Origin of the sequence: Streptomyces sp. H27-D2 (assembly GCF_035828615.1) — a bacterium.
In the GTDB taxonomy this organism is placed as follows: Bacteria; Actinomycetota; Actinomycetes; order Streptomycetales; family Streptomycetaceae; genus Streptomyces.
This window is the reverse complement of record NZ_JAYMZR010000058.1, coordinates 18,078-42,986: the sequence shown is the minus strand read 5'-3', so window position 1 is coordinate 42,986 and position 24,909 is coordinate 18,078. Positions and strand designations below refer to the sequence as shown.

Annotated in this window: 17 protein-coding genes and 1 tRNA gene; 5 read left to right on the top strand and 13 right to left on the bottom strand. The window is 71.6% G+C overall.

The window, feature by feature from the left end:
* The first annotated feature begins 144 nt into the window (after positions 1-144).
* Complete coding sequence (locus QMK28_RS21585) at positions 145-1,116, top strand: NADP-dependent oxidoreductase (protein WP_326440476.1); 972 nt, start codon at positions 145-147, stop codon at positions 1,114-1,116.
* 176 nt (positions 1,117-1,292) lie between these two features.
* Here QMK28_RS21585 and QMK28_RS21580 read toward each other — a convergent pair whose 3' ends face one another.
* Positions 1,293-1,799, bottom strand: coding sequence for a DinB family protein (locus QMK28_RS21580; RefSeq protein WP_326440475.1), 507 nt, complete (start codon positions 1,797-1,799; stop codon positions 1,293-1,295).
* 210 nt (positions 1,800-2,009) lie between these two features.
* Between QMK28_RS21580 and QMK28_RS21575 the strand changes: the two genes are divergently transcribed.
* From QMK28_RS21575 to QMK28_RS21565, 3 genes are all read left to right on the top strand, one after another.
* The gene (locus tag QMK28_RS21575; protein WP_326440473.1) at positions 2,010-2,405 is read left to right on the top strand and encodes a TOBE domain-containing protein; all 396 of its coding nucleotides are present in this window, start codon (positions 2,010-2,012) and stop codon (positions 2,403-2,405) included.
* 101 nt (positions 2,406-2,506) lie between these two features.
* Positions 2,507-3,319 carry a molybdate ABC transporter substrate-binding protein gene (modA, locus tag QMK28_RS21570; protein WP_326440471.1) on the top strand — a complete coding sequence of 271 codons (813 nt, stop codon included), beginning with the start codon at positions 2,507-2,509 and terminating at the stop codon, positions 3,317-3,319.
* Positions 3,320-3,437: 118 nt separating this feature from the next.
* A complete protein-coding gene (locus QMK28_RS21565) occupies positions 3,438-5,384 on the top strand; it encodes an ABC transporter permease (RefSeq protein WP_326440469.1) in 1,947 nt (648 codons plus the stop codon).
* Between the two features lie 289 nt (positions 5,385-5,673).
* Here the strand turns inward: QMK28_RS21565 and QMK28_RS21560 are convergent, their stop codons facing one another.
* Together QMK28_RS21560 and QMK28_RS21555 are read right to left on the bottom strand one after the other, a co-directional pair.
* A complete protein-coding gene (locus QMK28_RS21560) occupies positions 5,674-6,081 on the bottom strand; it encodes a hypothetical protein (RefSeq protein ID WP_326440467.1) in 408 nt (135 codons plus the stop codon).
* Positions 6,082-6,305: 224 nt separating this feature from the next.
* Positions 6,306-7,244: a glycoside hydrolase family 16 protein gene (locus QMK28_RS21555; protein WP_326440465.1), complete on the bottom strand. Its 939-nt coding sequence runs from the start codon at positions 7,242-7,244 to the stop codon at positions 6,306-6,308.
* Between the two features lie 818 nt (positions 7,245-8,062).
* Between QMK28_RS21555 and QMK28_RS21550 the strand changes: the two genes are divergently transcribed.
* Complete coding sequence (locus QMK28_RS21550; protein ID WP_326440463.1) at positions 8,063-12,103, top strand: amino acid adenylation domain-containing protein; 4,041 nt, start codon at positions 8,063-8,065, stop codon at positions 12,101-12,103.
* An 886-nt stretch (positions 12,104-12,989) separates the two neighbouring features.
* Here the strand turns inward: QMK28_RS21550 and QMK28_RS21545 are convergent.
* The 10 genes from QMK28_RS21545 to QMK28_RS21500 all read right to left on the bottom strand — a co-directional run bounded on the left by QMK28_RS21545 (position 12,990) and on the right by QMK28_RS21500 (position 24,906).
* Positions 12,990-13,063 (bottom strand) — tRNA-Met (locus QMK28_RS21545).
* 73 nt (positions 13,064-13,136) lie between these two features.
* The gene (locus QMK28_RS21540; protein ID WP_326440461.1) at positions 13,137-13,568 is read right to left on the bottom strand and encodes a protein-tyrosine phosphatase family protein; all 432 of its coding nucleotides are present in this window, start codon (positions 13,566-13,568) and stop codon (positions 13,137-13,139) included.
* A gap of 181 nt (positions 13,569-13,749) precedes the next feature.
* The gene (locus QMK28_RS21535; RefSeq protein WP_326440459.1) at positions 13,750-16,926 is read right to left on the bottom strand and encodes a hypothetical protein; all 3,177 of its coding nucleotides are present in this window, start codon (positions 16,924-16,926) and stop codon (positions 13,750-13,752) included.
* 14 nt (positions 16,927-16,940) lie between these two features.
* Positions 16,941-18,482: an IPT/TIG domain-containing protein gene (locus tag QMK28_RS21530; protein ID WP_326440457.1), complete on the bottom strand. Its 1,542-nt coding sequence runs from the start codon at positions 18,480-18,482 to the stop codon at positions 16,941-16,943.
* A gap of 35 nt (positions 18,483-18,517) precedes the next feature.
* Positions 18,518-20,581: a hypothetical protein gene (locus QMK28_RS21525; RefSeq protein WP_326440455.1), complete on the bottom strand. Its 2,064-nt coding sequence runs from the start codon at positions 20,579-20,581 to the stop codon at positions 18,518-18,520.
* A complete protein-coding gene (locus QMK28_RS21520) occupies positions 20,578-22,152 on the bottom strand; it encodes a baseplate J/gp47 family protein (protein ID WP_326440453.1) in 1,575 nt (524 codons plus the stop codon). The genes QMK28_RS21525 and QMK28_RS21520 overlap by 4 nt, the downstream gene beginning before the upstream one ends.
* A 52-nt stretch (positions 22,153-22,204) precedes the next feature.
* Positions 22,205-22,567, bottom strand: coding sequence for a GPW/gp25 family protein (locus QMK28_RS21515; protein WP_326440451.1), 363 nt, complete (start codon positions 22,565-22,567; stop codon positions 22,205-22,207).
* An 83-nt stretch (positions 22,568-22,650) separates the two neighbouring features.
* Complete coding sequence (locus QMK28_RS21510; protein ID WP_326440449.1) at positions 22,651-23,133, bottom strand: hypothetical protein; 483 nt, start codon at positions 23,131-23,133, stop codon at positions 22,651-22,653.
* 4 nt (positions 23,134-23,137) lie between these two features.
* Entirely contained in the window at positions 23,138-23,782 is a 645-nt protein-coding gene (locus QMK28_RS21505; RefSeq protein WP_326440447.1) for a phage baseplate assembly protein V, read from the bottom strand.
* Positions 23,782-24,906 carry a phage late control D family protein gene (locus QMK28_RS21500; RefSeq protein WP_326440445.1) on the bottom strand — a complete coding sequence of 375 codons (1,125 nt, stop codon included), beginning with the start codon at positions 24,904-24,906 and terminating at the stop codon, positions 23,782-23,784. The genes QMK28_RS21505 and QMK28_RS21500 overlap by 1 nt, the downstream gene beginning before the upstream one ends.
* Positions 24,907-24,909: the final 3 nt, after the last annotated feature.

Genomic DNA, 24,909 nt, shown 5'->3' with positions numbered 1-24,909 from the left:
TACGGCTGTGAGCTCATTGCTTTCCCATGGATAGTAGTGTCCCTTGCTGGTTACCACTACCTCCGGGGTAGCTTACGAGCGTTGATGATCAGCCCCCCGGGCCGCGCCTCGGCGCCCTCGGCACACCCTCAGGAGCAACCCGACATGAGCAGCGATCCGACCATGCGCGCGATCACCCAGGACACCTTCGGCGGCCCCGAGGTACTCCGGCTCGCCCAGGTGCCGCGGCCCGAGCCGCTGCCCACCGAAGTGCTGGTACGGGTGCGTGCCGCCGGCGTGAACCCGGTGGACTGGAAGACCCGCGACGGCGGCGGCATGGCCGGTGTGCTGGGCGAGCCGCCCTTCATCCTGGGCTGGGACGTCTCCGGCGTCGTGGCGGAGGTCGGCTTCGGCGTGCACACCCTTGAGGTCGGCGACGAGGTGTACGGGATGCCGTGGTTCCCGCGCCAGGCCGGTGCGTACGCCGAGTATGTGACCGCGCCCGCCCGGCAGTTCGCGCGCAAGCCCGCCACCCTCGACCACGACCGGGCCGCCGCGGTGCCGCTGGCCGCGCTCACCGCCTGGCAGTCGCTGGTCGACGCCGCGCACGTCGAGGCGGGGCAGCGGGTGCTGATCCACGCCGCCGCGGGCGGCGTGGGCCACTTCGCCGTACAGATCGCCAAGCACCTCGGCGCGCACGTCATCGGCACCGCGCGCGCCGCGAAGCACGACTGGCTGCGCTCGCTGGGCGCCGACGAGCTGGTCGACTACAGCGAGGTCCGCTTCGAGGACGCGGTGCGTGACGTCGACGTCGTCATCGATCTGGTCGGCGACGGGCAGGACGGGACGAGCACCCGCTCGCTGCGGACGCTGCGCCGCGGCGGCACGATCATCGCCGTACCCTCGGGCGTCTCCCCCGAGCTGCTGGAGGCGGCCCGCTCGCAGGGGCTGCGGGCGAGCGGCTTCCTGGTGGAGCCCGACGGCACGGCGCTCACCTCGATCGCCGAGCTGATCGACAAGGGCGCGGTGAACGTCGAGGTCGAGGACGTACTGCCGCTGGCGGACGCCGCGCAGGCGCACCGCCGGGGCGAGCAGGGACGCACCCGGGGCAAGCTCGTCCTGAGCGTCGCTTCCTGAGGCACGGTCAGCAGGCACGGTCAGCGCGGCGGGGGCTGCGGCCCCACGGTCGCGGGTCGGGTCGGTCGGGTCGGTCGGGTCGGGTCGGTCGGGTCGGGTCGGTCGGGTCGGGTCGGTCGGGTCGGGTCGGTCGGGCCACGGTGGCTCGGTCGACCCGCAGGGGCCGCCGGGTGTTCTCAGGCTCCGACGGCCCCGTCGATTCCCTCGCGCAGGAAGTCCGCATGGCCGTTGTGCCGCGCGTACTCGTGCATCAGGTGCAGCATCACCAGCCGGAGCGACACATGCTCGCCCTGCTGGGCCAGGAAGCCGGTCACGTCGAGCGAGGGCGCCTCCGCCTCGATCCGGCGCGCGTGCTCGACCTCCGTGCGCCAGGCGTCGAACGCCTCCGACCGCGCGGCGGTCCGCGCGTCGTACGCCACCTGGTAGTCGCCCTCGTCCGACCACACGAGCGGGATGTCCTCGCCGTCGATCACTCGGCGGAACCAGTTGCGCTCCACCTCGGCCATGTGCCGCACCAGGCCGAGCAGGGAGAGCGTCGAGGGCGGCATCGACTGACGCCGCAGTTCCTCGTCGGAGAGGCCGTCGACCTTCATCGCGAGCGTCGCGCGGTGGTAGTCGAGGAAAGCGCGCATCATCTCGCGCTCACCGGCGATCAAGGGCGGGTCGATTCGTTCGGCGGTCACGGCTGATTCCTCACGACGGCTACGGCGACGGCCTCGCCCCGGCGGACCGGCCCGAGCCAGCCGACGGGATCGGCATGGGGTCAGGCTACTGAGCGGCGGGATGACGGATAACGGCGGCACTTTAGATCTTCCTCCACCCAAGTGGCACATGCCATAGAGATTCACCTAAACCCTTGCAAATGCTAGGCATGCTGCTCTATCTTGACGCGCATGCAGTCCTACACGATCGGCCAGGCGGCGCGTCTGCTCGGCGTCAGCCCCGACACCGCGCGCCGCTGGGCGGACGCCGGGCGGGTCACGACCCACCGCGACGAAGCCGGCCGACGCCTCATCGACGGCCGGGATCTGGCCGCCTTCTCCGTCGAGGTCGGGCAGAGCGGCAACGGCGAGGAGGACTCCTCGTACACCTCGGCCCGCAACGCCTTCCCCGGCATCGTCACCAGCGTCAAGCTCGGCGACGTCGCCGCACAGGTGGAGATCCAGGCCGGGCCGCACCGGATCGTCTCGCTGCTGACCCGGGAGGCCGTCGAGGAACTCGGCCTGGAGGTCGGCATGCAGGCCACCGCCCGCGTGAAGTCCACCAGCGTGCACATCGACCGCGTCTGACCCACTGCCCTCTCCAGCGGCGCCGCCGTCCCCGGCGCGGCTCACCACCACCCCGCTCGGACGACGTGAAGTCGACCCGCACCGCAAGGAGTCCCCTTCCCATGTCACTCTCCCTCACCCGACGCCGTGCGGCCACCGCCGTCCTGACCGCCGCCCTGCTCGTGCCGCTGGCGGCCTGCGGCAGCGACGACGACAAGAAGGACAGCGGCGCGAAAGCGTCCGCCTCCGGCTCCGGCTCCGGCGCGCCCAAGGCAGACCTGACCGTGCTCGCCGCCTCTTCGCTGACCGACGTGTTCAAGACCGCGGGCGCCGCGTACGAGAAGAAGCACCCGGGTACGAGGGTGAAGTTCTCCTTCGCCGGTTCCCAGGAGCTGGCCGCCCAGGTCAAGCAGGGCGCGCCGGCCGACGCGCTGGTCACCGCGGACACCAAGACGATGGACGGGCTGAAGGCCGACGCCGGCGCCCCGACCGTCATCGCCAAGAACCGCCTGGTGATCGCCGCCGGCGAGGGCAACCCGAAGAAGATCGACGGCCTCAAGGACCTGGCCGACACCAAGCTGAAGGTCGTCCTCGCCGCCCCCGAGGTGCCGGTCGGCCGCTACAGCGAGCAGATCCTGACCGCGCAGAAGATCGACGTGAAGCCGGTCTCCCAGGAGCCGAACGTGCGCGCCGTGCTGAGCAAGGTCGAGCTCGGCGAGGCGGACGCCGGCCTCGTCTACCGGACGGACGCCGCGACCGCGACCGGCAAGGTCGACGCGATCGCGATCCCCGACGACCAGAACGCGGTCGCCTCCTACCCGGCGGCCACCCTCAAGACCTCCGAGCACACGGCGGCCGCGAGCGCGTTCGTGAAGTGGCTGAGCACCCCCGAGGCGCAGAAGATCCTCCAAAACGCGGGCTTCCAGAAGCCGTAATACGCTCCGCACCCCATGAGGGCTGTCCGGTCGGGGGGACCGGACAGCCCCTCGCGGCTCCCGCGGCACTCGCGTCCCGATCCCGCGAGCCCTGCCCGTCCCGATCCCAGGAACCTCGATGAGACGCCCCCGGCCCCGTACCCGCGGCACCCGCACCCCCGTCGTCCTGGCGGTGCCCGCGCTGCTCGCGATCGCGTTCCTGCTGCTGCCGCTGATCGGCATCCTGGCCCGCACCACCTGGGGCGACCTCGGCACACATCTGACCGCCCCCGGCGTCACCGAGGCGCTGCGGCTCTCGCTGGTCGTCTCCTTCTGGGCGCTCGGCCTGTCCCTGCTGCTCGGCGTGCCGCTGGCCTGGCTGCTCGCCCGGGTCGCGTTCCCCGGCAAGGCCCTGGTGCGCTCCCTGGTACTGCTGCCGATGGTGCTGCCGCCCACCGTCGGCGGGGTCGCGCTGCTGCTGGGCTTCGGCCGCCGCGGCCTGCTCGGGCCCTGGCTGGAGAGCGCCTTCGGCATCACCCTGCCCTTCCACACCTCCGGCGCCGTCGTCGCCGCGACCTTCGTCGCGATGCCCTTCCTGATCATCAGCCTCGAAGGCAGCCTCGCCGGACTCCGGCCGAGTTACGAGGAGACGGCAGCCTCCCTCGGCGCATCGCCCGTACGGGTGTTCTTCACCGTCACGCTGCCGATGGTCGCTCCGGGACTGGCCGCCGGGGCGGCGCTGACCTGGGCGCGGGCGCTCGGCGAGTTCGGCGCGACCATCACCTTCGCGGGCAATCTGCCCGGCACCACCCAGACCCTGCCGCTCCAGGTCTATCTGCTGCTCCAGGACTCCCCCGAGGCCGCGACCTCCGTGTCCCTGCTGCTGCTCGTCATCGCCATGGCCGTGCTGATCTGCCTGCGCGGCCGTTGGGCCGGCGGGACGATCAGCCGCGCCCGGAGCGTCAAGAGCCAGGCGGCCGACGCGGAGCCGCCGTCGGCCGGCACCGCGATCGCCGTCGTCGAGCCGGTGAAGTCTCCCGCTCCGCAGGAGCGTTGGCCGCTGCACGCCGAGGTCACCGGCTTCAACACCCTCCTCCTCGACGCCGGGCCGGGCGAGACCATCGCCGTCGTCGGCCCCAATGGCGCCGGCAAGACCACCCTGCTGCGCGCCCTCCTCGGCCTCACCCCGCGCGCCCACGCCGAACTGCGCCTCGGCGACCTCGACGTCACCGCGCTGCCGCCGCACCGCCGGGGCGTCGCCTGGGTGCCCCAGGACGGCGCGCTGTTCCCGCATCTGAGCGCGCTCGCCAACACCGCTTACGGCCTGCGCACCCACGGCGTCGGCCGGGCCGCGGCCCGCCGCACCGCCCAGGAGTGGCTCGACCGCCTCGGCGTCGGGCACCGCGCCCACCGCAAGCCGGGCCGGCTCTCCGGCGGCCAGTCCCCACGCGTCGCGCTGGCCCGCGCGGTGGCTGCCCGCCCCCGGCTGCTGCTGCTCGACGAACCGCTGGCCGCGCTCGACCAGATCACCCGCGCCCACGTCCGGCACTTGCTCCGCACCCACCTGGCCGGCTTCGGCGGCGTCTGCCTGATCGTCACGCACGACCCGGTCGAAGCAGTCTCGCTCGCCGACCGGGTGCTCGTCCTGGACGAAGGGCGCACGCTCCAGGACGCCGCGCCCGCCGAGGTCACCCGTCACCCCCGTTCCCCCTGGGTCGCCCGCATGCTCGGCCGCAACGCCTGGTCCGGCACCGCCACGCCCACCGGCCTCGCCCTGGACGGCGGCGGCCGGCTCGTCGTCGCCGACCCGCTCGCCGACGGGACCCCGGCGCTGGCGATCATCGCCCCGGAAGCGGTATCCGTACACCGCGACCAACCCGGCGGCAGCCCCCGCAACATCTGGCCCGGCACCATCCGCGAAATCACCGCCAGCGGAAGCCGGCTGCGCATCCTGATCACCTCGGACCAGGCACCCGACCTCGTCGCCGAAATCACCCCGCAGGCCGCCGCCGACCTCGGCCTCACGGACGGCGCGGCCGTCTGGACCAGCATCAAGGCCACCGAGACCACGCTCGTGGCACTGTAGAACTGCCCCGGGAAGCGGCCCGTGTGTCCGCCGGGGCGATCCGGCAGCGGCCCCGAGCCAGACCCGAGCCCGGCGACCGCACCGCACCGCACCGCACCCGTAAGCCGATCTTACCCGGCCGTGTACGGGTCCGAGCAGCCCACGGGCCGGGCTACGCAAAGAGGCGGCCGCCCTGGGGTGCCCAGGTACGACCGCCCCATCACTGCCTGTCCCGTACGTCAGCGGGCCGGTCCGGTGCGCGTTCTCGTCACCGGGGCGGCGGTCCGACGGGACTGCGGCCCGTCAGCGGTCAGAGGAGGCCGAGGCCCAGCAGGCCGCCGCCGTAGTTACCTCCGTAGTTACCTCCGTAGCCGCCGTAGTTACCTCCGTAGCCGCCGTAGTTACCTCCGTAGCCGCCGTGGCCGTAGCCGCGACCGTCGTGGCCGTAGCCGCGACCGTCGTGGCCGTAGCCGCGACCGTCGTGGTGGCCGTAGCCGCGACCCTCGTCGCAGTTGTCATGGCCGTGGTGCCGACCGTCCTCGCGGCCGTGGTGGTCGCGGCCATCGTGGTCACGGCCATCGTGGTCACCGTCGTGGTGGCTCCACGTGACGGTGGCCGGCGCCGTCTGCGGCGCGGCCTGGGCGACGCCGGTGAGCGGGATGATGGCGGCGGCGGCGAGCACCGCGACGGCGGCGGAGCGGCCGATGAGCTGACGCATGCGTATCTCCTAAGAGCGAGGATCGGACACCGCACGCTTACCGCGCGCCCTCGGTCACCCCGCTCAAGGTCACGGCCGCCCACTCGAACGAGTCCCTGATTACGCCGAGCAGCCCGGTCCCGGCCGCCTGCCAGCCGGCCCGGCCGACACCGGCCCGGCTACGGCACACCGCCGGGCAGCCGGCTCGGCCGGACGCCGACGATCGCCTGCGCCGACGTGCCCGGTCAGCCTCCCGAGGCCGGTGAGCCGTACGTGTATCCGGCGATCCAGGTGATGTCGAGCTGCGCCGACGAACTGGCCTCGGGAACCGCTCCGTACAGGGCGCTCTCGTTCTGGAGCACCCAGGACAGCGGCTCGGACGGTACGCCGCGCGTGCTGGAGCCGATGAGCTCGCCGTCGAGGTAGTAGCGCAGTTCGTCGGGGGTCCACTCGACGGAGGTGGTGTGCCAGCGCGTCCACCGGGCGCCGGTGGTGAACACGTCCTGCTCACCGCCGCCGCAGGGGTGCGTGAACGCCGAGATCGTGTCCGTCCAGTTCTGCTCCGGGTAGTCGATCTCGCAGCCGTCGCCGTACCAGAGGTGCGCCGACTTGTAGCCGGGCGCGGCCTTGCTCACCCGGAACCGCTCGCTGAACTTGCCGTACGTCCGCCCCATCAGTTTCTTGGGAACCACGGCCGCGGCGTGGACGTCGCCGCCGTCCTGTGGCCGCCACATCCTGATGTGCATCTGGCCGTCGCCGTCGTCGGCCGGGCCGACCCACACGGTGTCCTCCGGGTGGTAGGTGCCGCCGACCGCGCGGACCGCGTTGCCGTCCGCGCCGGACTTCGCGGTGTCCTTCCAGGTGTCGGGGTAGGCCCACCAATCCTCCCGGTAGGCGCCCCGAAGGCCGTCGCAGTACGCCTGGCGGGTGTCGACGTCGTGCTCGCAGTTGCTGAACGAACCCAGCGGCACGCTATCCCTGTTGAAGTCCTCGGCGAACACCTGCCGGAAGGGCCCGCAGTCACCGCGCGGCATGCCGTCGCCGACCGTACGGCAGGCGTCCCGCGAGGAGGGCGAAGCTCCCGAGACGGGCGTGAGCCAGGCCAGCAGAGAAGCCACCGAAGCCAGCGCGAGACCGGCGGGCAGCAGCAGGCGTCGTGGGCGCCGGTGCGCGGATGCGGTCATGGTGCCTGGTCCTTCACTGGGTCGACGCTCTCGCCGGGCGGCTGACCTCGCTTGCCGAACGCTCCCAGAATATGCTAACTGCGGTCCCAGTAAGGCGAGTTGAGAAAATCGCGCCCCCGACGTCCCGGCAGCCGCCCGCTACGACGGGGAGAGCGCCGGTCTGCGGATCTCCCTCACCGTCGCCGAGGTGGAACCGGATCGCCGGACCGCCGGGCCTCCGGGGGCGGACCGGCCCACGCCTGTCTCCTGGGGGCGGACCGGCCCACGCGATCGACGCCATCCGCCGCTGAACGCTCCACCCGACCGCCGAGGGCGTACGGGTGACGACGGCACCCTGTCGACCTGAGCCTCCGCCACAAGCTGCGGCCGGCCCCCGAGCCGACGTGCGCCCCCGGCCCAATCCCGCCATTCGTTCGAATTTCACACGTTCCCCGCTCCCCGCCGAGGGGCGCCCCGGTGGATTGCCCCGGGCCGGCCCGCGCGCCCGAGCACAGCCCATCGCCCCGCTCCCAACAGCATCAACGTCTCCTGCGCGGCGCCGAAGGACACCGCCCGGCCCGCCGGGATGCGCTCCGGCAGCCGAAGGGTTCGCAAAGAGCCGATACACCTGCCCGGTGACGCTCGTTGGCCCTGATGGCGAGTGAGTCGAGTACCGCGCCACCGGATTCGGCGTCCGGGCCCGCACTCATCGCTGAGGCCGAGCCAGGACCTCGCCCACCCGCGACCGGGCATCGGACCGGCCTCACGCGGCCCCGGCCGCGCCGGGTGGGCAGGCCAGAACACCGTGAGACCAAGCACCTCGTCAGGAGACGGCACGCATGAACAGCACGTCCGGCACCCGCGATCGTCGATTTCCGCTGACCGCCTCGCAGACGGGGATGTGGTTCTCCCAGCAGCTGGACCCGGAGAACCCCAACTACCGGGCCGCCGAGTTCGTGGAGTTCCACAGCCCCGTCGACCTGGGGTTGCTACAGGAGGCGCTGCGCCGGACCGTCGCGGAGACGGAGGCGTTCCAGGTCCGCTTCGAGGCCGACGACGAGGGCCGGGTGTGGCAGCTGGTCGAGCCGCTGCCGGACTGGACACTGCCGGTGGTGGAGCTGAGCGGCGCGAGCGACCCGCTGGCCGCCGCGACCGAGTGGATGTGGTCCGACCTGCGCCGGCCATGCGATCTCGGGCGACCGCCGCTGTTCACCTTCGCAGTGCTGAGGACTGCCGCCGAAAGCTTTCTGCTCTACATCAGCGCGCACCACATCACCTTGGACGGTTACGGGTTCTCGCTGTTCATCCAGCGGGTCGCCGCGCTCTACAGCGCCCTGGAAGCCGGCGAGGAGTGTCCGCCCTCGCCGTTCGGGACGCTGGAGCAGTTGCTCGCCGACGAGGCCGACTACCTCCGGTCCGAGCGGTTCGCCCGGGACCGGCGGTACTGGGCGGAGCAGTCGTCCGGCCGCCCGGCCGGGTCGGACCTGGCGCGTCGGCTGACGGCGGTCCCGCACACCTTCGTCCGGGAGACCGGGTACGTCGGCCCGTCCGCCGCCGACGGGCTGCGGGCCCTGGCGCGGCGGGCCAGGACCGGCCTGCCGTCGGCCGCGATGGCCGCGCTGTCGCTCTACGTGCACCGGATGAGCGGCCGCGGCGAGGTGACGCTCGACCTGACGGTGACCGGCCGTTCCGGCGCCGTGGCGCGGCGGGTGCCGGTCATGCTGGCCAACGTGCTGCCGCTGACGGTGCGGTTGGGGCCGGGGACCACCGTGGCCGACCTCGTGCGCCACACGGCGCAGCAGGCGCGGGGTCTGCTGCGGCACCAGCGCTATCCGTCGCCGCAGCTCGTCCAGGATCTGGGAACCATCCACGGCGAGGGGTACCTGGGCGACTGGGGCATCAACATCATGGGGTACGACCCCCGGCTGTCCTTCGGCCGGCACCCCGCCGTGCTGCACAACCTCTCCAACGGCCCCGTCACCGGTCTCGGCGTCAATGTGTACGACCGGCCCGCCGACGGCTCGTTGCGCATCGACTTCAACGCCGGTCCCGCCCTCTACAGCGCCGAGGTCACCGCCGCCCACCACCGCCGTTTCCTGGCCCTGCTGGACACACTGGCCACGGTCGACCAGGACCGGCCGATCGGCGCCGTCGAGCTGCTGGCGGACGCCGAGCGCCACCGGGTGGTGTCCGCGTGGAACGACACGGCCCGCACCGTGCCCGCCACGACACTCCCGGAGCTGATCCAGGCACAGGCCCGCCGCGCCCCCGAGGCGACCGCGCTGGTCTGCGGGGACATGGAACTGTCCGGCGCCGAGCTCAACGCCCGGGCCAACCGGCTGGCCCACCTGCTGATCGCCCACGGCGCCGGCCCCGAGACCCGGGTGGCGCTGGCGCTGCCGCGCACGGCCGATCACCTCGTCGCGCTGCTGGCGGTCCTCAAATCGGGCGCGGCCTGCGTGCCGCTGGACCGGAACCATCCGGCGGAACGGATCCGGTTCCTGCTCGGCGACATCCGTCCGCTGTGCGTACTCACCACAGCCGCCGGCGCGCCGTCCCTGAGGTCCACCGCCCCCGCCCTGCTCCTCGACGGCGCGGACACGCTCCGGGACCTCGACCGCCGCCCGGACACCGACCCCACCGACCGCGACCGTACGACGCCCCTGCTGCCGGGCCATCCGGCGTACGTCAGCTATACGTCCGGGTCCACGGGCCGGCCCAAGGGCGTCGTCGTCGAACACCGCCAGCTCACCAATCTCTACTTCGACCACCGGAGCGAACTCATCGCCCCCGCGAGCGCCGCGGCGGACCGCCCGCTGCGCGCCGCCCTGACCGCCACGTTCTCCTTCGACACCGCGTGGGAAGGCCCGCTGTTCCTGGCCGCCGGTCACGAACTGCATCTGATCGAGGACTCCGTACGGCTCGACCCGGCCGCCCTCGTCGACCACATCGCCAAGCGGGAGATCGACTTCCTCGACCTCACCCCCTCCTACCTCCACCAGCTCATCGCCGCCGGGCTGCTCACCGGCGACCGGCACCGCCCGCGGCTGCTGATGGTCGGCGGCGAGGCCCTCGACGCCGCCCTGTGGCAGACGCTGCGCGACTGCCCCGGCACGATCGCGTACAACTACTACGGCCCCACCGAGTGCACGGTCGACGCTGTCTACTGCCGCCTGGACGAACAGGGCGACCAGCCGGTCATCGGGCGTCCCGGCCGCAATGTGCGGGCCTACGTGCTGGACGCGGCGCTGAACCCGCAGCCCCCCGCCGTGCCCGGCGAGCTGTACCTGTCCGGCAGCCAGGTCGCCCGCGGCTACCTCGACCAGCCGGCGCTGACCGCGGAACGGTTCATCGCCGACCCGTTCGGCGCGCCCGGAGCGCGGATGTACCGCACCGGCGATCTGGCGCGCTGGGCCGAGCCCGGCGTACTGGAGTATCTCGGCCGCAGCGACGAGCAGGTCAAGATCCGCGGCTTCCGGATCGAGTTGGGCGAGATCGAGACCACGCTCGACCGCCACCCGGGGGTCGCGCACACGGCGGTGGCGGTACGCGAATCCCGGCCGGGTGAGCGGAGCCTGATCGCGTACGTGGTCCCCACGGCCCGCACCACGCCCAAGTCCGTGCCGGCCCAACGCACCCCCGCCGACGCTCTGGTGGACGCCGCCGGCCTGCGGATCTGGGCGACGACCCGGCTCCCCGACTACATGGTGCCCGCCGCCTTCGTCATCCTCGACGCACTCCCCCTGACAGCGAACGGCAAGCTGGACCGCACCGCCCTGCCGGCCCCCGAACCCCCTGCGGACCGCGCGGACCGGCCGGCCCGCAGCCCACAGGAAGAGACGCTGTGCGCGCTGTTCACCGAGGTGCTCGGCGTACGGAGCACCAGCATCGACGACGACTTCTTCGCCCTGGGCGGGCACTCGCTGCTGGCCGCCCGGCTCATCGGCCGCATCCGGCACTCGCTGGGCACCGAGCTGTCCATCGGCGCGATCTTCGAGGCCCCGACCGTGGCCGCGCTGTCCCGGCTGCTCGACACCGACACCCGACGGGACGCCTTCGGCATGCTGCTGCCGCTGCGCACCGGGGGTTCCCGGCCCCCGCTGTTCTGCGTCCACCCGGCCGGCGGTCTGAGCTGGTGCTACGCCGGGATGCCGCGTCACCTGGCGGCGGACCTGCCGGTGTACGGGCTGCAGGCGCGCGGCTTGGCGGGGCCCGGCAGGCTCCCCGCGACCTTCGAGGAGATGATCACCGACTATCTGGAACACATCCGTTCCGTGCAACCCACCGGCCCCTACCACCTGTTGGGCTGGTCCCTCGGCGGCGCCCTGTCCCACGCCATCGCCGTCCGGCTGCAGTCCCAGGGTGAGCGCGTGGCTCTGCTGGCGATGCTCGACTCCGGCCCCATCGACCCGCGGGCACGGCTTCGTCCACCCGCCGATCAGGATGTCCGCGCCCTCCTCCTCGAAGCGGCCGGCACCGCCCCGGAACGACCCGACGGAGCTCCGACGGTCACGGCCGCCGGCGCCGGTGCCGAGGCGACCCTCAGCGCGGACGGGACCACGAAGCCCCTGCCGACCTGGGCGGAACACTCCGGCCTCGGCGACCATCACGCAGCGGCGGTGACCGCGGTCCTCACCAACTCCGTCAAGCTCCTGCCGACGGTCGTCGAGGGCGTCTTCGACGGTGACCTGCTGTACTTCCACGCCACACAGGGCAAGCCCGCACACGCCCCCACCAGCGAGGCATGGCGGCCGCTGGTGACGGGCCGCATCGAATCCCACGACGTCGCGTGCACCCACCACGCCATGACCCAGCCGGCAGCGCTGGCCCAGATCGGCCGGACCGTCTCGCACCACCTCGACGCGGTCAACACGTCGTGAGGGATGCCGGTGAGCGATCCGGCTGATATTGGCGCACGCCTTCGAGACGGTCGGTGTGCACCGGAGCGAGAGTTGGAGGTCCCCAGCGGGCTCAGGCCGGAGAGCGGGAGGGGACGAGCGGTTCCGGGCGTTCGACCCGCGACAGAACGCACTGCCGAGCGCTCCAAAGGCACCCACCGGTCACCACTTCACGCGAGGGCTGCGGCGCAGCCGCGCTCGCCGGACCGGCCGGTGAGCAGACAGAGAGACCCCAGCCGAGACGGGGGAGACTCAGCCGGGGCCGGTTACGAGGCGGATGCTGGTGGGTGGTCGCCTCGCGGCGAAAGGCTCCATGGGGCTTCAGCCGAACGATCGTCCCCATGGGCGATAAGTGGGCCCGGGTACACAGTCCCGACCAGCACCCGCAATCTGTTCAACGACGCGACGGCCACCGATGTTCCCGACGGGTTGCGCCCAGGAGAACGCTGACGCCGCCGGCGCGGTCAGCGGCGCTGGGGTCGCCGAGTTCGCCCGCCGTACGTTGCCGGACCCCGATCCGGACCGCTGGTCGGATTGGAGCGGGCTGCCGTACCCCTGTAGGGGGCTACCCTCGCACCTCGCACCTCGACCCGAGAGCCGAAGCCCGCGCGGAACACGCCTTCTTCGCCCGCGGCGGCACCGTCATCGTGAGCCCACCGCATCAGCTCGGCCCGCAGGGCGGCCCGCATCCTCCTGCTGGACGGGGACAAGGCGCTGCTGACAACCCTGTCCGCGCTGTACACGGACCTGGTGGGACACTGGAATCACGGCGCGGCCTGAAAGCGAGCGAAGCCCCGCGTATCCCCTGTATCCCCGCACGCCCCATGCGCGAAGGCCCGGCAGCGAGCTGCCGGGCCTTCGCGTGTCGTAGCGGGGACAGGATTTGAACCTGCGACCTCTGGGTTATGAGCCCAGCGAGCTACCGAGCTGCTCCACCCCGCGTCGGTAAGATGAACATTACGGCATGTCGAGGGTGACCGGACACCACTCGGCGCTCGCCCGAAATGGCCGGCGGTCAGTCGGCGAAGCGAAGCACGTAGCGCCGCTGCCAGGGGGTCTCGACTGCGCGGGAAGCGTAGTGCCGACGTACAAAGTCCACCGCCTGCTCCGGTGGCACACCGTCGAGGACGGCGAGGCAAGCCAGAGCCGTGCCGGTCCGGCCACGGCCGCCACCGCACGCGACCTCGACGCGTTCAGTGGCCGCGCGAGCCCATGCCTCCCCGAGCATCTCCTGGGCCTGCGAGTGGCTGCTGGGCAGCCGGAAGTCCGGCCAGCGCAGCCAGCGCGCTTCCCACGAGACCTCGGGGGGCTGCTGGTTGAGCAGATAGACGGCGAAGTCAGGCACCGGTCCCGCGATGAGCGGTCGGCGGAGCGCACGGCCTCGGACCAGCCGGCCGGAGGGAAGCCGCAGAACTCCAGGGTCGGTTGTGTGCCAGCTCTCGATCACACGCCCACCGTACTGACCACCGGATTCAACGCGGGACGAGCCAGCCGACCTCGACGGGCTCAGGCGCTCAGGCGTTTCGAGCGACGAGCGTGGCTCGGGTCGCGCTGTGCACGCTGCACGGGCCCGGCACCCACCCGGCACCCGGCGGACACCGGGCCCGTGCAGCGTCACTCGCTCGGCTCTACCGGGGCCAGGGGAACCAGTCCGGCAGCTGATCACGGTTGCAGGGCAGATCCTTGGTGGTCCTGGCCGCCCCGATGCCTCGTACGCTCACTCCCGGGGTGGTCAGCGGCTTGAGATCGTCGCCGCGGGTGCGGCCGCTGGTGTCGGTGATCCTCAGGGCGATGGCGAACTTCAGCTTGGCCCGGCGCAGGCCGAACGACTGGGTGATGCCGGTCGATTCGCCGAGCGGCACCCACTTCCTGTGGTCCACCGAGTAGGCCTCCACCCGGTAGGAGCGCAGATCCGTGTCCGGCCGGACGAAGACCGTGACGTCCGCGTCGTTGCCGCCGGCGAGGATGACCCGGTGGTCGATGGCGGCCACCAGGGCGCCGAGTGCGCCGAGGGAGAGGAACTTGGTCGCGGGCTTGCCCACGACGCTGCCCAGCGCCGCCTGCGGGTCGGCGTGCTGGTTGGCGCTCTTGATCGCGCCCGCGTCGAAGCGGATCACGCGGTTCACGTACTGCAGGTCGGCGATCGGCGGCACGGGCTTGGGAACGAGCACCTCCCGGCCGCCGAACTGGAACCCGATGGCGGGGTTGACCTTCGGATCGAAGGTCACCGAGCCGGTGTACGTGCCGTCCAGCGCGCTGGTCAGGCCGCCGGGCCTGCCGCCCAGCGCGGTCAGGCCGAATCCTCCGGTGGTGGCCGGGTCGACCAGCAGGACGTTGCCGAACCGGTCGCGCGGGATGACGGTCACGTCGATGACGCCGGGCTCCGACTGCCGCAGGTCGAGCTGGGTGTGTTCCGGCTCGGGCCGGACCAGTACGAAGGTCTCCTGCTTGCCCTCGCGGTGGAAGGGGGCGCCGTCGTCGGTGACGCCGGTGGCGGTGACGTAGAAGGTGTAGTGCTCGGGCGTCGAGGTGTCGGTGAAGGCGGTCCGGTAGACGCCCGTGCCGTCCGGGTCGCTCATCTGCAGGGCGGTCCGGCTGCGGCTGCTGTCGATGTCCAGACCGGCCAGCTGCGCGCCCAGCTGCTTGATCAGCAGCTCGCTGGCGTCCTTGCCCGCGAGGATTTCCCTGGCCCGCTTGAGTGCCTCTTCCGGTACCCGCAGGGCGGCCAGTTGATTGTCCGCCGACTGGTCGGGGGCGGTGGTGGAGAGCGATACGGCCGCGCCGGCGACCGGACGGCCGCCGATGGTGAGCCGTGCGGTCACGTTGACCGGGTCCCCGGCGAAGTAGGTGTCATGGTCCAGGCCGACCTCCATCCGCAGGGTGGAGTCGACGAGCACGTCGTACGCGTAGTTCTCCGCGTCCGGCTCGTCCGCGCCCAGGATGATGCCGCCGTCCGGGCCGGTGATCACGAACTTCCAGGTGCCGTGCCGCGCGCGGCCGCCGCCGTCCCCGTTCCCGCCCCCGGTGCCGCTCTCGACGCCGGCTTTGCCGTTCGAGGCGGGCGCGCGCAGGAAGTCGGGGTTGATCAAGTACATCTGCGAGCGGTCCTCGCCGATGAAGGTGACCTGCTCGAACCTGCCCTGGCCCGCGTTCTCCGGCGTGATCAGCTCGCAGTTCGGGGTGAGCAGCTCCAGCCGCAGCCGGTCCGAGTCGGGGGTGTTCCAGCTCAGGGTGAAGGCGGCCTTGCTGTCGTACGGGGTGATGACCGCCTCGTGCCGCACCTCGTCGTCGCCGATGACGAAGACGGACTGCCGGTCCAGCGGTGAGGAGACGGGCGCCAGGCCGGACTTGAGGGCGTCGCGCAGGATCACCGCCAGATCCTGGCCGGTGATCTTCTCGTCGTCCACATAGCGCTTATTGCCGCCGTCGAGTGATCCGGCCGCCAGTTGGGTCATCAGCGGGTGGTTCACGTCGGTGTGCCCGTCGATGCCGTAGGCGACGGCGAACAGCGCGATGTTCCGCTGGGCGAGCGAGGTGCCGGCCGGCGCGGTGCCCGCCGGCGGGGCGATGAACTCCAGCGGGTTGTGGGTGCCGGAGTTGTGCGCGCCGTCGCTCATCAGGATCAGCCAGCGCCGGTCGGCGCTCACGCTGAGCTGGTCGGTGCCGAAGAAGCTGGTGGCGGGGGCGAGCACATGGTCGAGCCCGTCGCCCATCGGGGTACCGCCGGCCGGCTGGATCGCCTTGACCGCGGCCTTCGCGGCGGCCATTCCGGCCTCGTTCGGGATCGCCGTCATCGGCACGATGTCGAAGGAGGCGGGGTTCTGCGGGTCTCCGGCGGGGAAGCGTGCGATGCCGAACCGGCCGATGCCCTGGCCGAAGAGTGCGAGCAGATTCAGGAACTGGCTGTTCGCGGAGACCAGTTCGTCCCAGCGCCGGGTGGTCGCGCCGGGCGGCAGCGTATTGCCGAGCGGGTCCCAGTCCATGCTGCCCGAGGAGTCCAGCAGCAGCACGACTTCCAGCCGCTGGGTGGTGGCGACGAGCGAGAGCTGCCCGCTGTGCCCGGCGCCGGTGCCCGCCGTGGTGTCGGCCGGGGAGGCGGTGAGGGAGGTGGTCGCGAGGGTCCTGCCGTCGGGCGCCGGCGGTGCGGCGGGCGCGGTGAAGGTGACGGCCAGCGGCGAGGTGCCGGAGGGCGGGACGGTCAGCGGCAGCGGGGTGCTCACCACGAAGCCGGTCGGCAGGGCCGGGCCGACGCCGGTGATGTTGAGCGCCCCCGTGCCCTTGTTGGCCACCTGCACGCTCTCGGTGAGGGATTCGTTGACGAGCGGGTGGTACGGCAGCTGGGCGGGCGTGATGTCGATCCACGGCTGCGCGGTCTCGGCGATGGTCTGCGCCACCACCCAGGTGAACTCCCTGGCTTTGGCCGGGTCGTTGTTCTTGATGAGCAGATGCCAGGTCTCGTCGGGGCCGGCGGCCTGGTCGAATCCCATCCGGATCTGGATGACGTTGTCCGTCTCGTTGATCCGGACCACATCGCCGACGTAGCGGTCCGGCTGGCCGGCCACCTGCACGAACACGCCGGTGGTGAAAGTGATGATCTCCACCGGAGTGCCGTTGCCCGCCTGGAGGAACAGCGTCGGCGGGGTGAGGCCGCCGACCATGGCCACCCGGAAGAACATCATCCTGGGGTACGAGCCCGGAGGCACCGCCTCCCCGGTGAGCTGCTGAATGATCGAGACGGCCTCCGTGGCGCCGGGGTTGATCTTGAGCGGAGTGGTCGGTGGGTCGGGGTAGACGCGGAATGTCATGGCGGTTTCCCTACCTAGCCGTTGACGGTGAAGGTGTCGGTACTGGTGACGGTCCCGCCGGCGGTGCTGACCGAGATCTTGACGGGCTTGGAGGTGCCCGGGGCCGTCAGGCCCGCGGGCACCTGGGCCGCGATCTGGGCCGCCGAGGGCGAGCCGACGATGGTCGCGGCGGCGGTGTCGAACTTGACCGTGACCGGGGCGAAGTTGAAGTTGCTGCCGTTCAGGGTGACGGTCTGGCCGGCCACCCCGCTCTTGGGCGTGAACTGGGGCGAGGGCGGGACGGCGAAGGTCGGGGCGGGGATGTTCAGTTCGGCCCGGAAGGTGTCGTCGCTGACCGCGGTCCCCGCCGTCGTGGTCACGGTGATCCTGACGTCCGCGTTGGTGCTGCCCGCCGGCACCAGGCCCGGCGGCACCTGCACCACGAGCGCGGTGTTCGTCGGGGTGCCGACGATCGTGGCGGCCACGGCGGCGAACTGCACCTGCGCCGCGCCCGCGTTGAAGTTGAAGCCGTTGAGGGTGACTTGGGTGCCGGGGGTGCCGTTGACCGGGCCGAACTGCGGGCTCGGCGGGTCGGCGAACGCGGGCGCGGGCTGCACCGTGAAGGCGTCGTCGCTGAGCACCGCCCCGCCGACGTTGGCGAGGGTGACCTTGACCTGCACCGGCGTACCGTCCGGCGTGAGGCCGCCGGGCACCCGGGCCACGATCTGGGTCGCCGACGCCGCTCCCGAGACCTTGGCCGTCAGATTGCCGAAACGGACCGTCGGGGTGCCGATGCTGAGGTTGGAGCCGTTCACCGTGATCGGCTGGTTGATCACGCCGCTCTTCGGTACGAACTGCGGCAGCGGCTGGGGGACGAAGGCGGGCAGCAGCAGCGTCTTCTCCACCAGGCTCAGCCTGCGCTCCACGTCGGACACGGTCAGCCGGCGCTGCCGCAGATCGGTGAGGACCGCCGCGTCGATGGTGTCCTGGTTCCGCCGGCGCTGGAGTGCGGCCAGCGGGTAGAACGTGTGCCCGGCGGGCGCGGCCGGTACCGGGACTCCCTCCGCGACCCGTACCACCCAGACCGGCTTGAGCCGTACCGACGTCTCGACACCCACGTCCAGGCTGTTGGCCAGGTCGGTGTCCACCGTCGCGTCCACCTCCGCCAGCGAGACGTCCAGAAAGACCGTGTCGGCGCGCGGGTCGGGCTGGGCGGTGGTGGGCGTGGTGAGCGCGGGTACGCCGGGCTGGCTCTTGTAGGTGACCGCTGCCGGAATGCCCACCTCCAGCCCGCCCACCAGGCAGGTGCCCGGGCCGCCGTCGCCGGCCGCGATGCGGAAGTCCTGGCTGTTCTGGCCGGCCGGCAGCGCCTGGACGGCGAAGCCGTTCGCCCCGGCCGGCGCTCCGTTGCCGATGTAGCGGGCGATGACCGCGCGCACCGTGGCCGCGATCAGGTCGTGCAGCAGGTTCAGGTCGCGCTCCAGGAGCGGCACTCCCTGTTCGATGTGGATTCCCACGTATCCCTTCCGCTGGTTGGCCAGCAGCAGTTCGAGCGGTGACTGTGAATAGTCCGCCATGGTCCCCCCTTCTTTCGTGCGGTCGAGGCAGCCGGTCATGGAGTGATGAAGACCGGGCGCGAGGTCGCCGGGATGACGTCGGCCAGTACGCCGGCGAGCCGGGAGATCACCGCCTTGATCTCGTCCGGGTCCGTGATGTCCGGGTTGAGGTACAGCCCGACGGTGTCCCGCGCGATGCGGTTGTCATTGGTGCGCACCCGGCCGGATCCGGCGGTCCCGGCGGACCCGGCGTCGTACGTATAGGTCTGGAAGTCCTCGAAGGTGCCGCGCAGCGCGAGCTTCGCCGTCCCGCCGGTGTCCACGGTGGTCGTGCCGGCGTAGCGGTGGTCCAGGGTGTGGGTCGCGCCGTAAGCCGAACTGTCGTACGTGAGGCTCTCGTTGGAGCGGTAGGTGAGCAGCGTGCCGGCGCCGGTGTCCACCGCCAGCGGGCCCCGGCGCGCGTACGGGCCGCCGACCACCGGCTGGTTGGTCCCCCAGGTGAGCGTGGAGACGGTCAGCGTGTTGCGGAGGATCGACCAGCCGCCCCGCTGGGTGGAGCTCCAGAACAGCTCGATGTTGCCGTTGGCGGTGAGCAGCGGGGCGGGCTGCCGGTCGTGGTAGCCGCCGGCGCCCGCCTTGGGCAGCGCGCGGATCGCGGACCAGTCGGCGGCGGCCGGGTCCAGGCCCTGCTTGACGCGGTGGACGATGCTCCACCGGGTCTGTCCTGCGGGACCGCCGGGCTCGCGGCGCGCCCAGAACAGCCACAGCCGCTGGGTCGTGCTCGTCGGGTGGAACAGCGCGAACAGGTCGTCCTCGACGCGCGGGGCCTGGCCGCCGTCCAGCGGCAGGGTCTGCGGGACGTCCAGTTGCCAGGCGGCGCCGTTGTGCCGGTTGTACCGCAGCTGCCAGGTGCCGCCGGTCAGCTCCAGCCAGAACAGCCACACCCCGCCGGTGTTGTCGGCGACGGCGGTCGGCATCCGCCGCTCGGTGGCCGGGTCGCCGAACACGGCCGGCGGTGTCCAGGTCGTGCCGGTGCGGGTGGAGAAGAAGACGCGCCATTTGCGGTCGGCCGGCGGCCGCTCGGGGTCGTAGCTCTGCCAGAAGAGCCAGAGCTTGTTCAACTGGAGTGCTGTGGAGGGGTGTTTGTCGATGCCCGGCTGGTCCACCACCGGGCGGCTGGGCTGCCATGCCCCGGCGGCGAACCGCTTGGACCAGATGTCCCAGCCGTGCTGCCGGTAGGTGTGGTAGAAGAACAGCGCCGAGCCGTCCTCGTCCTGGACGGCCGCGGGCCGCCCGTCGTAGGCGAAGTTGACCGAGGCGAGCGCGGGGGCCGTCAGACTGCCCGCGGTGTCGCGCAGCGCCGACCACAGGTTCAGCCGCTCCGGCTGGTTGGTGCGGGCCACGTTGTGCACGAATTCCTTGGTGCGGTTGCCCCAGCCGGTGACCCGGGCGACCGTGGCGTCCAGGGTGGGGACCCCGCCGGTGGTCCGGTAGATCCGCGGTGCGAAGCGGATCTCGTTGCGCTGCGCGTCCAGCGGCAGGCCGAAGTCGGTCTGCCAGCCGATCCACTGGGCGAGCAGCGGCAGCAGGCGTCCGTCGACCCGGTTCAGGTCGGCGAAGGCGAGGGCGGCGCGGGTGAAGCTGTAGAGCCGGTCGAGTTCGCCGCCCGGCAGGTCGAGGAAGCGGCGCAGCTGCCCCTTGTCGCGGTCGGCGGCCGGCAGCCCGCTGCCGGCCGGGGGTGTGCGCTCGGCGTCGTAGCGGCGGTACACGGCGGGCAGCATCGCGTAGAGGCGGCCCGCGAAGTCGTACGGCGAGATGGCCATCGCCGAGGCCTGGTTGTGCGGGTCGGGATCGAACGCGGGCGCCGGGAAGCCGCTGAAGGGGAACAGCGTGTAGTAGTAGACCGTCTCGCCCTGGAGGCCGACGGTGTCGGAAGCGCTGTTGAGGCCGAGGGCGTGGGCGACGGTGAAGCCGTCGTCGGGGCCGGCCGGGTGGGTGCCCTCGCGGCGCACCACCCGCACGCCGGGCGCGCGCCCGGGATCCGGGTTCCGCCAGGCCAGGTCGATCCTGTTGCCGTCCCGGTGGGCGGTGGCGGTGATGTCCAGCAGCCGCACGCTCACTGCCCTCCCTGGTTGACGACCACGACCTTGAGGCCGGGGGCGTAGTCGGGGTCGGCGGGGATGACCGGCACCTCGTTCGGGCCGAGGGCGAGCTTGCCGAGCGGGTCGACCGCCGGGGACGGGCGGTCGCCGCGGCGGAATTCGGTGATGTTCACGAAGATGACGCCGGGGACGTCCTGGGTCTCCTCGTAGAACTTGCTCAGGTAAACGGTCTGCTGGAAGCCGACCCGGTCGAACGCGAGCAGTCCGGCCGCCGCCGCCTGCACCGCGGCCACCACGTCCGCGCGGACGTAGAAGCTCTCGATCGCGAGCTCGGCCGTGACATGGACGGGGATGTAGTCGACGTCCGCGATCTCTACGATCTGGCTGAGCATCCGTTTGTCCTCGAAGTAGCCCTGGAGGCCGGCCTCCAGCACGTCGCTGACCTTGCCGCCGCCCTCCGGGGCCACGTAGAGCGTCACCTGGTTCCAGCCGGTGGCGTCCGCGTGCACCTTGCCGACGCCCTTGAAGCTGAGCGCGAGCGCCTCGTAGTCGGCGGCGGTCACCGCGCGCCGGAGCGAGCGGAACACGGCCGGGGCGTGCTGTACCGCGTGCTCGATGCTCTCGCGCCCGGAGCCGCCGGTGGCGGGGGCGGGGTTGGCGACTGTCGCTCCCAGCAGGGCCAGTTGGGGGGCGCCGACGATGGTGGTCACGGCGTTCGCGGGCACGTTGCCCGCCGTTCCGCCGCCGACCCGGTAGGTGGCCCTGATGAGTGCCCCCGACGGCGGGATCGCGCCGAGGGTGCCGTCTCCGAAGAGGATGCCGGCCCGGTCGTCGGCGTCGATCTCCACCACGTAGTCCTTCTGGCCGGCCTGGCTGAAGGCGAGGCTCTCCCGCAGCGTCCAGGCGTCCGTGACGGCCGCCAGCCGGGTCACCAGCAGCAGGTCACGGCCGGGCTGTCCCGCCGGGCCAGGGGGGCGCAGGATCAGGCCGGTGTGCGCCAGCGGGAACCGCTGGTTCGGTGTGCCGTCGGAGGTGCCCAGCAGCTCGTCCTTGATCAGCCGGCCCTCCTCGACCGGGATGCCGCCCTGCGCGGGCCCGAAGACCTTCCGCCCGGTGACGGGGTCGGCGCCGATCGCGCCGAAGTCGATCGTCAGCGGAGCCTCGCGGGTGTATTCGAATCTGACGCCGGGCCGGTCCCGCTGGCTCCTGGTGGCGAACGCGTCCCCCTTGGAGACGGTGACCGTCGCGTTCACCGTGCCCGGCACGGTCAGGCTCAGCGAGGCCGCCGCCGGGGCCGCCGTGCCCAGTTCGTATCCGATCAGGCGCAGATGCTCGATGACGCTGCCGCGGGTGCGCGCGGTGCCCAGGAAGCTCTCGTTGGCCACCCGGTCCTGGTAGTAGCTGAGGATGTCACCGAGGTGCGCGAACAGCTCCAGCAGCACATTGCCGAAGTCCGCCTCGTTGGCGAAGTCCCGCCACTCCGGCAGCTTCTGGGGGATCAGGTCGCGCATGGCCCGCAGCAGGCTCTCGTAGTCCCGGGCCATGTAATCGATAACCGGCCGGTCGTCCGTCCGTTTGATCTCAGCCATCACATCGTCCTTGCCTCACGTGCGCGCGTACGGGTCCGGGGTGTACGCGGGGTCATCTGAAGTGGACCCGGACCGCCTGCCGGGTGAGGTCCTGGCGCCGTACGTAGGCCACCTCCACGGTCAGCGCCTCGTCCTGGGCCTGTACGTCCACCGCGCCCACCACCAGGACGTCGCCCAGCCACCGGGTCAGCGCCTGGCCGACGGTGAACTCGACCGCTGCGGCCATGATGGTGTTGTTGGGGTCGAAGACCAGGTTGAACAGCCCGCAGCCGAACTCCGGTTGATTGATCCGCTCCCCCGGTGCGGTGAAGAGCACCTGGATGACCTTGCCGCGCAGTTCCGCGTTCTCGTCCGGGGCGGGCGCGATCGCGCCCGCCTGATTGACACCGAACGGAAATCCGAACCCCGTCGCCACTTTCTCCCCTCCTCTTCCTCTTCCCGTCTGCCGGATTTCCGGTCCCGTCGGTCACGGTCCGCGGGAGGATCGTCCGCGGCCCCTCACGCCGAACAGGTCACGAAGTCCTGTCCCTTCGAGGTCACCGCCGAGCCGGCCGGTGCGCCGGTCCCGCTGCATGTGTCGATCTTGTCCGCGTCCAGCAGGACCTTGACGCCGTTGACGGTCAACAGGGCGCTGCCCGCAGCCGAGTTGGGAATTCCCGTGCCCAGCGGAGTGTCGGTGATCTTCACCGAGAGCGGGACCGGCAGCGGCGCGGTCGGTATGAAGTTGCCGCCCAGCGGCCCGGAGTGCTTGCCCGTCGGAGCGACGGCCTCGCCCGCGTTGAGCGAACTGCGGCTGGTCACCAGGGCCACCGGGACCCCGGCGATCCGTACGAAGTCGCTGAGCCCCTCCGTCATCGCGCCGTCGTACGTGAAGTCGGCTACGCCGGTGTAGGGCCCGGGGGGACTCGCGATGCAGCCCGTGACGTTGTGCGTATCGGTGCCCTTGACGCTGTCGCCCTTGACCACGACCTGTTTGCCCATCGGTTCAGCCCTTCTTCACGTCGAGGGCGGCGCAGACGATCGTCACCGACTGGCCGGCGGCGTCGATCGTCAGGGGAGTCTTCGCGGTGAGGGTGACGGCGTCGGCGGTCAGCCTGAGCGCGTTGCCGGTCGCGTCGGTGATCGAGATGCCGTCCCGGTCCATCCTGATCACGTGGCCCCGGCTGCCCTCGCGGACGAGGACCGCCTCCTTGCCGGCCGCGTCCTCGAACTGGATGGTGTGGCCCTTGAGCGTCTTGATGATCTTCCGGGTGGGCGAGGCCTGCACCTCTTTCTCCTCGGTGCCGTCGTCGGCCTGCGGCTTGGGCAGCTGACTTCCCGTGCCGGGCTTCTTGCTCCAGTAGGCGCCGACCCAGATCGGGAACTCCGGGTCTCCCTGCTCGAACTCGACCCAGACCCCGGCCTTGCGCTCCGGGACGAACAGCAGGCCCTGGTCCGCCGCGCCGCCGTAGGGGACGCAGGCGGCGGCCCAGCCGGTGACCAGATCGGGGCCGAATACGTCCGGCACGGTGAGCTTGAGCCGGCCCAGCCGGGACGGGTCTTCGTTGTCCACCACGGTGCCCCGGTACTTGCCGTAGCAGCGGCGGCCGGTGTCCTCCACCAGGCCGGCCACGATGCGTTCGAGAGTCATCATCCGCTCCCTGTCCCCAGCGCCCCGCCGTCGGCCGCGAAGTTCTCGCGGCCGGTGGGCATCAGGGCGTTCCGCTTGACCTGGAAGGACTGGACGTAGCCCTCCACGGTGAACCTGTGGGTGACGTGCGTGACGTAGTAGACCCCGCTGTGGGTCTCCCCGACGCCCTTGACGGTGACGGTGCCGCGCGGCTTGAGGATGCTGCCGTACTGGTTGGCCGCGACCTCGCCCTCGCCGGTCACGAACCACGTCCCCTGGTCGTGCAGGCTCTGGCAGAGCGCGGTCATCGTCTGAACACCGGCGGCCGCAGACTGCGCCACGCAGACGAGTCCGGGCTCCATTCCCGGACCGAGCCGGCTCGCCGCCGGCTGCGCGCCGAGCGCCGACTGCCGGCCCGGCTCCGCCGTCGCGTCCAGTACGTCACCGGTGATCCGGTCCACCTGGAACATCACCACGTCCGTCGGTGCCAGCGCGTTGACTTCGAGGCCGAACCGGTTGACGTTCGTGTCCTCGCCGAAGTGCACGGTCAGCACGGGCTGCGAGGTCTCGTCCACCGCGGGCGGCTGGAAGTAGCCGGTGTCTCCGTCCACGAAGCATTCGAAGCCGTTGCGCAGCGCGAGCCGCTTGAGCAGCTGTATGTCGGTCTCCCGCTGGATGATGGTGGAGACCTCCTCCTCATGGATGACTTCGGTGTCGGTGACCTGCGGGATCAGGCCGTACGCCCGGAACGTCTCGGCCGCGATGTCGCTGTCCTTGGTGTTCGGCCAGGCCTTCAGCGTGTCCACGCGGTCCATCAGCACGCTGGTGTCCATCCCCCAGACCTCCAGCCGGCACTGATCGAGGCCGGGGCCGAAGTGCGGGCGCAGGTGGGTGATGTAGCCGCTCAGCAGCTGTTGGGTGTCGCCTTCAAAACCCGCTGTGACGGCCACCCGCCGCCAGAGGGTGAGGCGCTCGTCGTCCAGGTGGCTCCATGTTCCGTCGGCGCTCAGCAGCAGCGCCACGGTCATCCGGAACATCCCGGCCAGGTCCTCGTCGAGCTCGACCTCCAGGCTCAGCAGGTCGTTGTAGAGGAGGTCGTCCAGCTCGACGCCGTCGATCTTCACGTGCAGCTCGTCGTGTTTCACCGC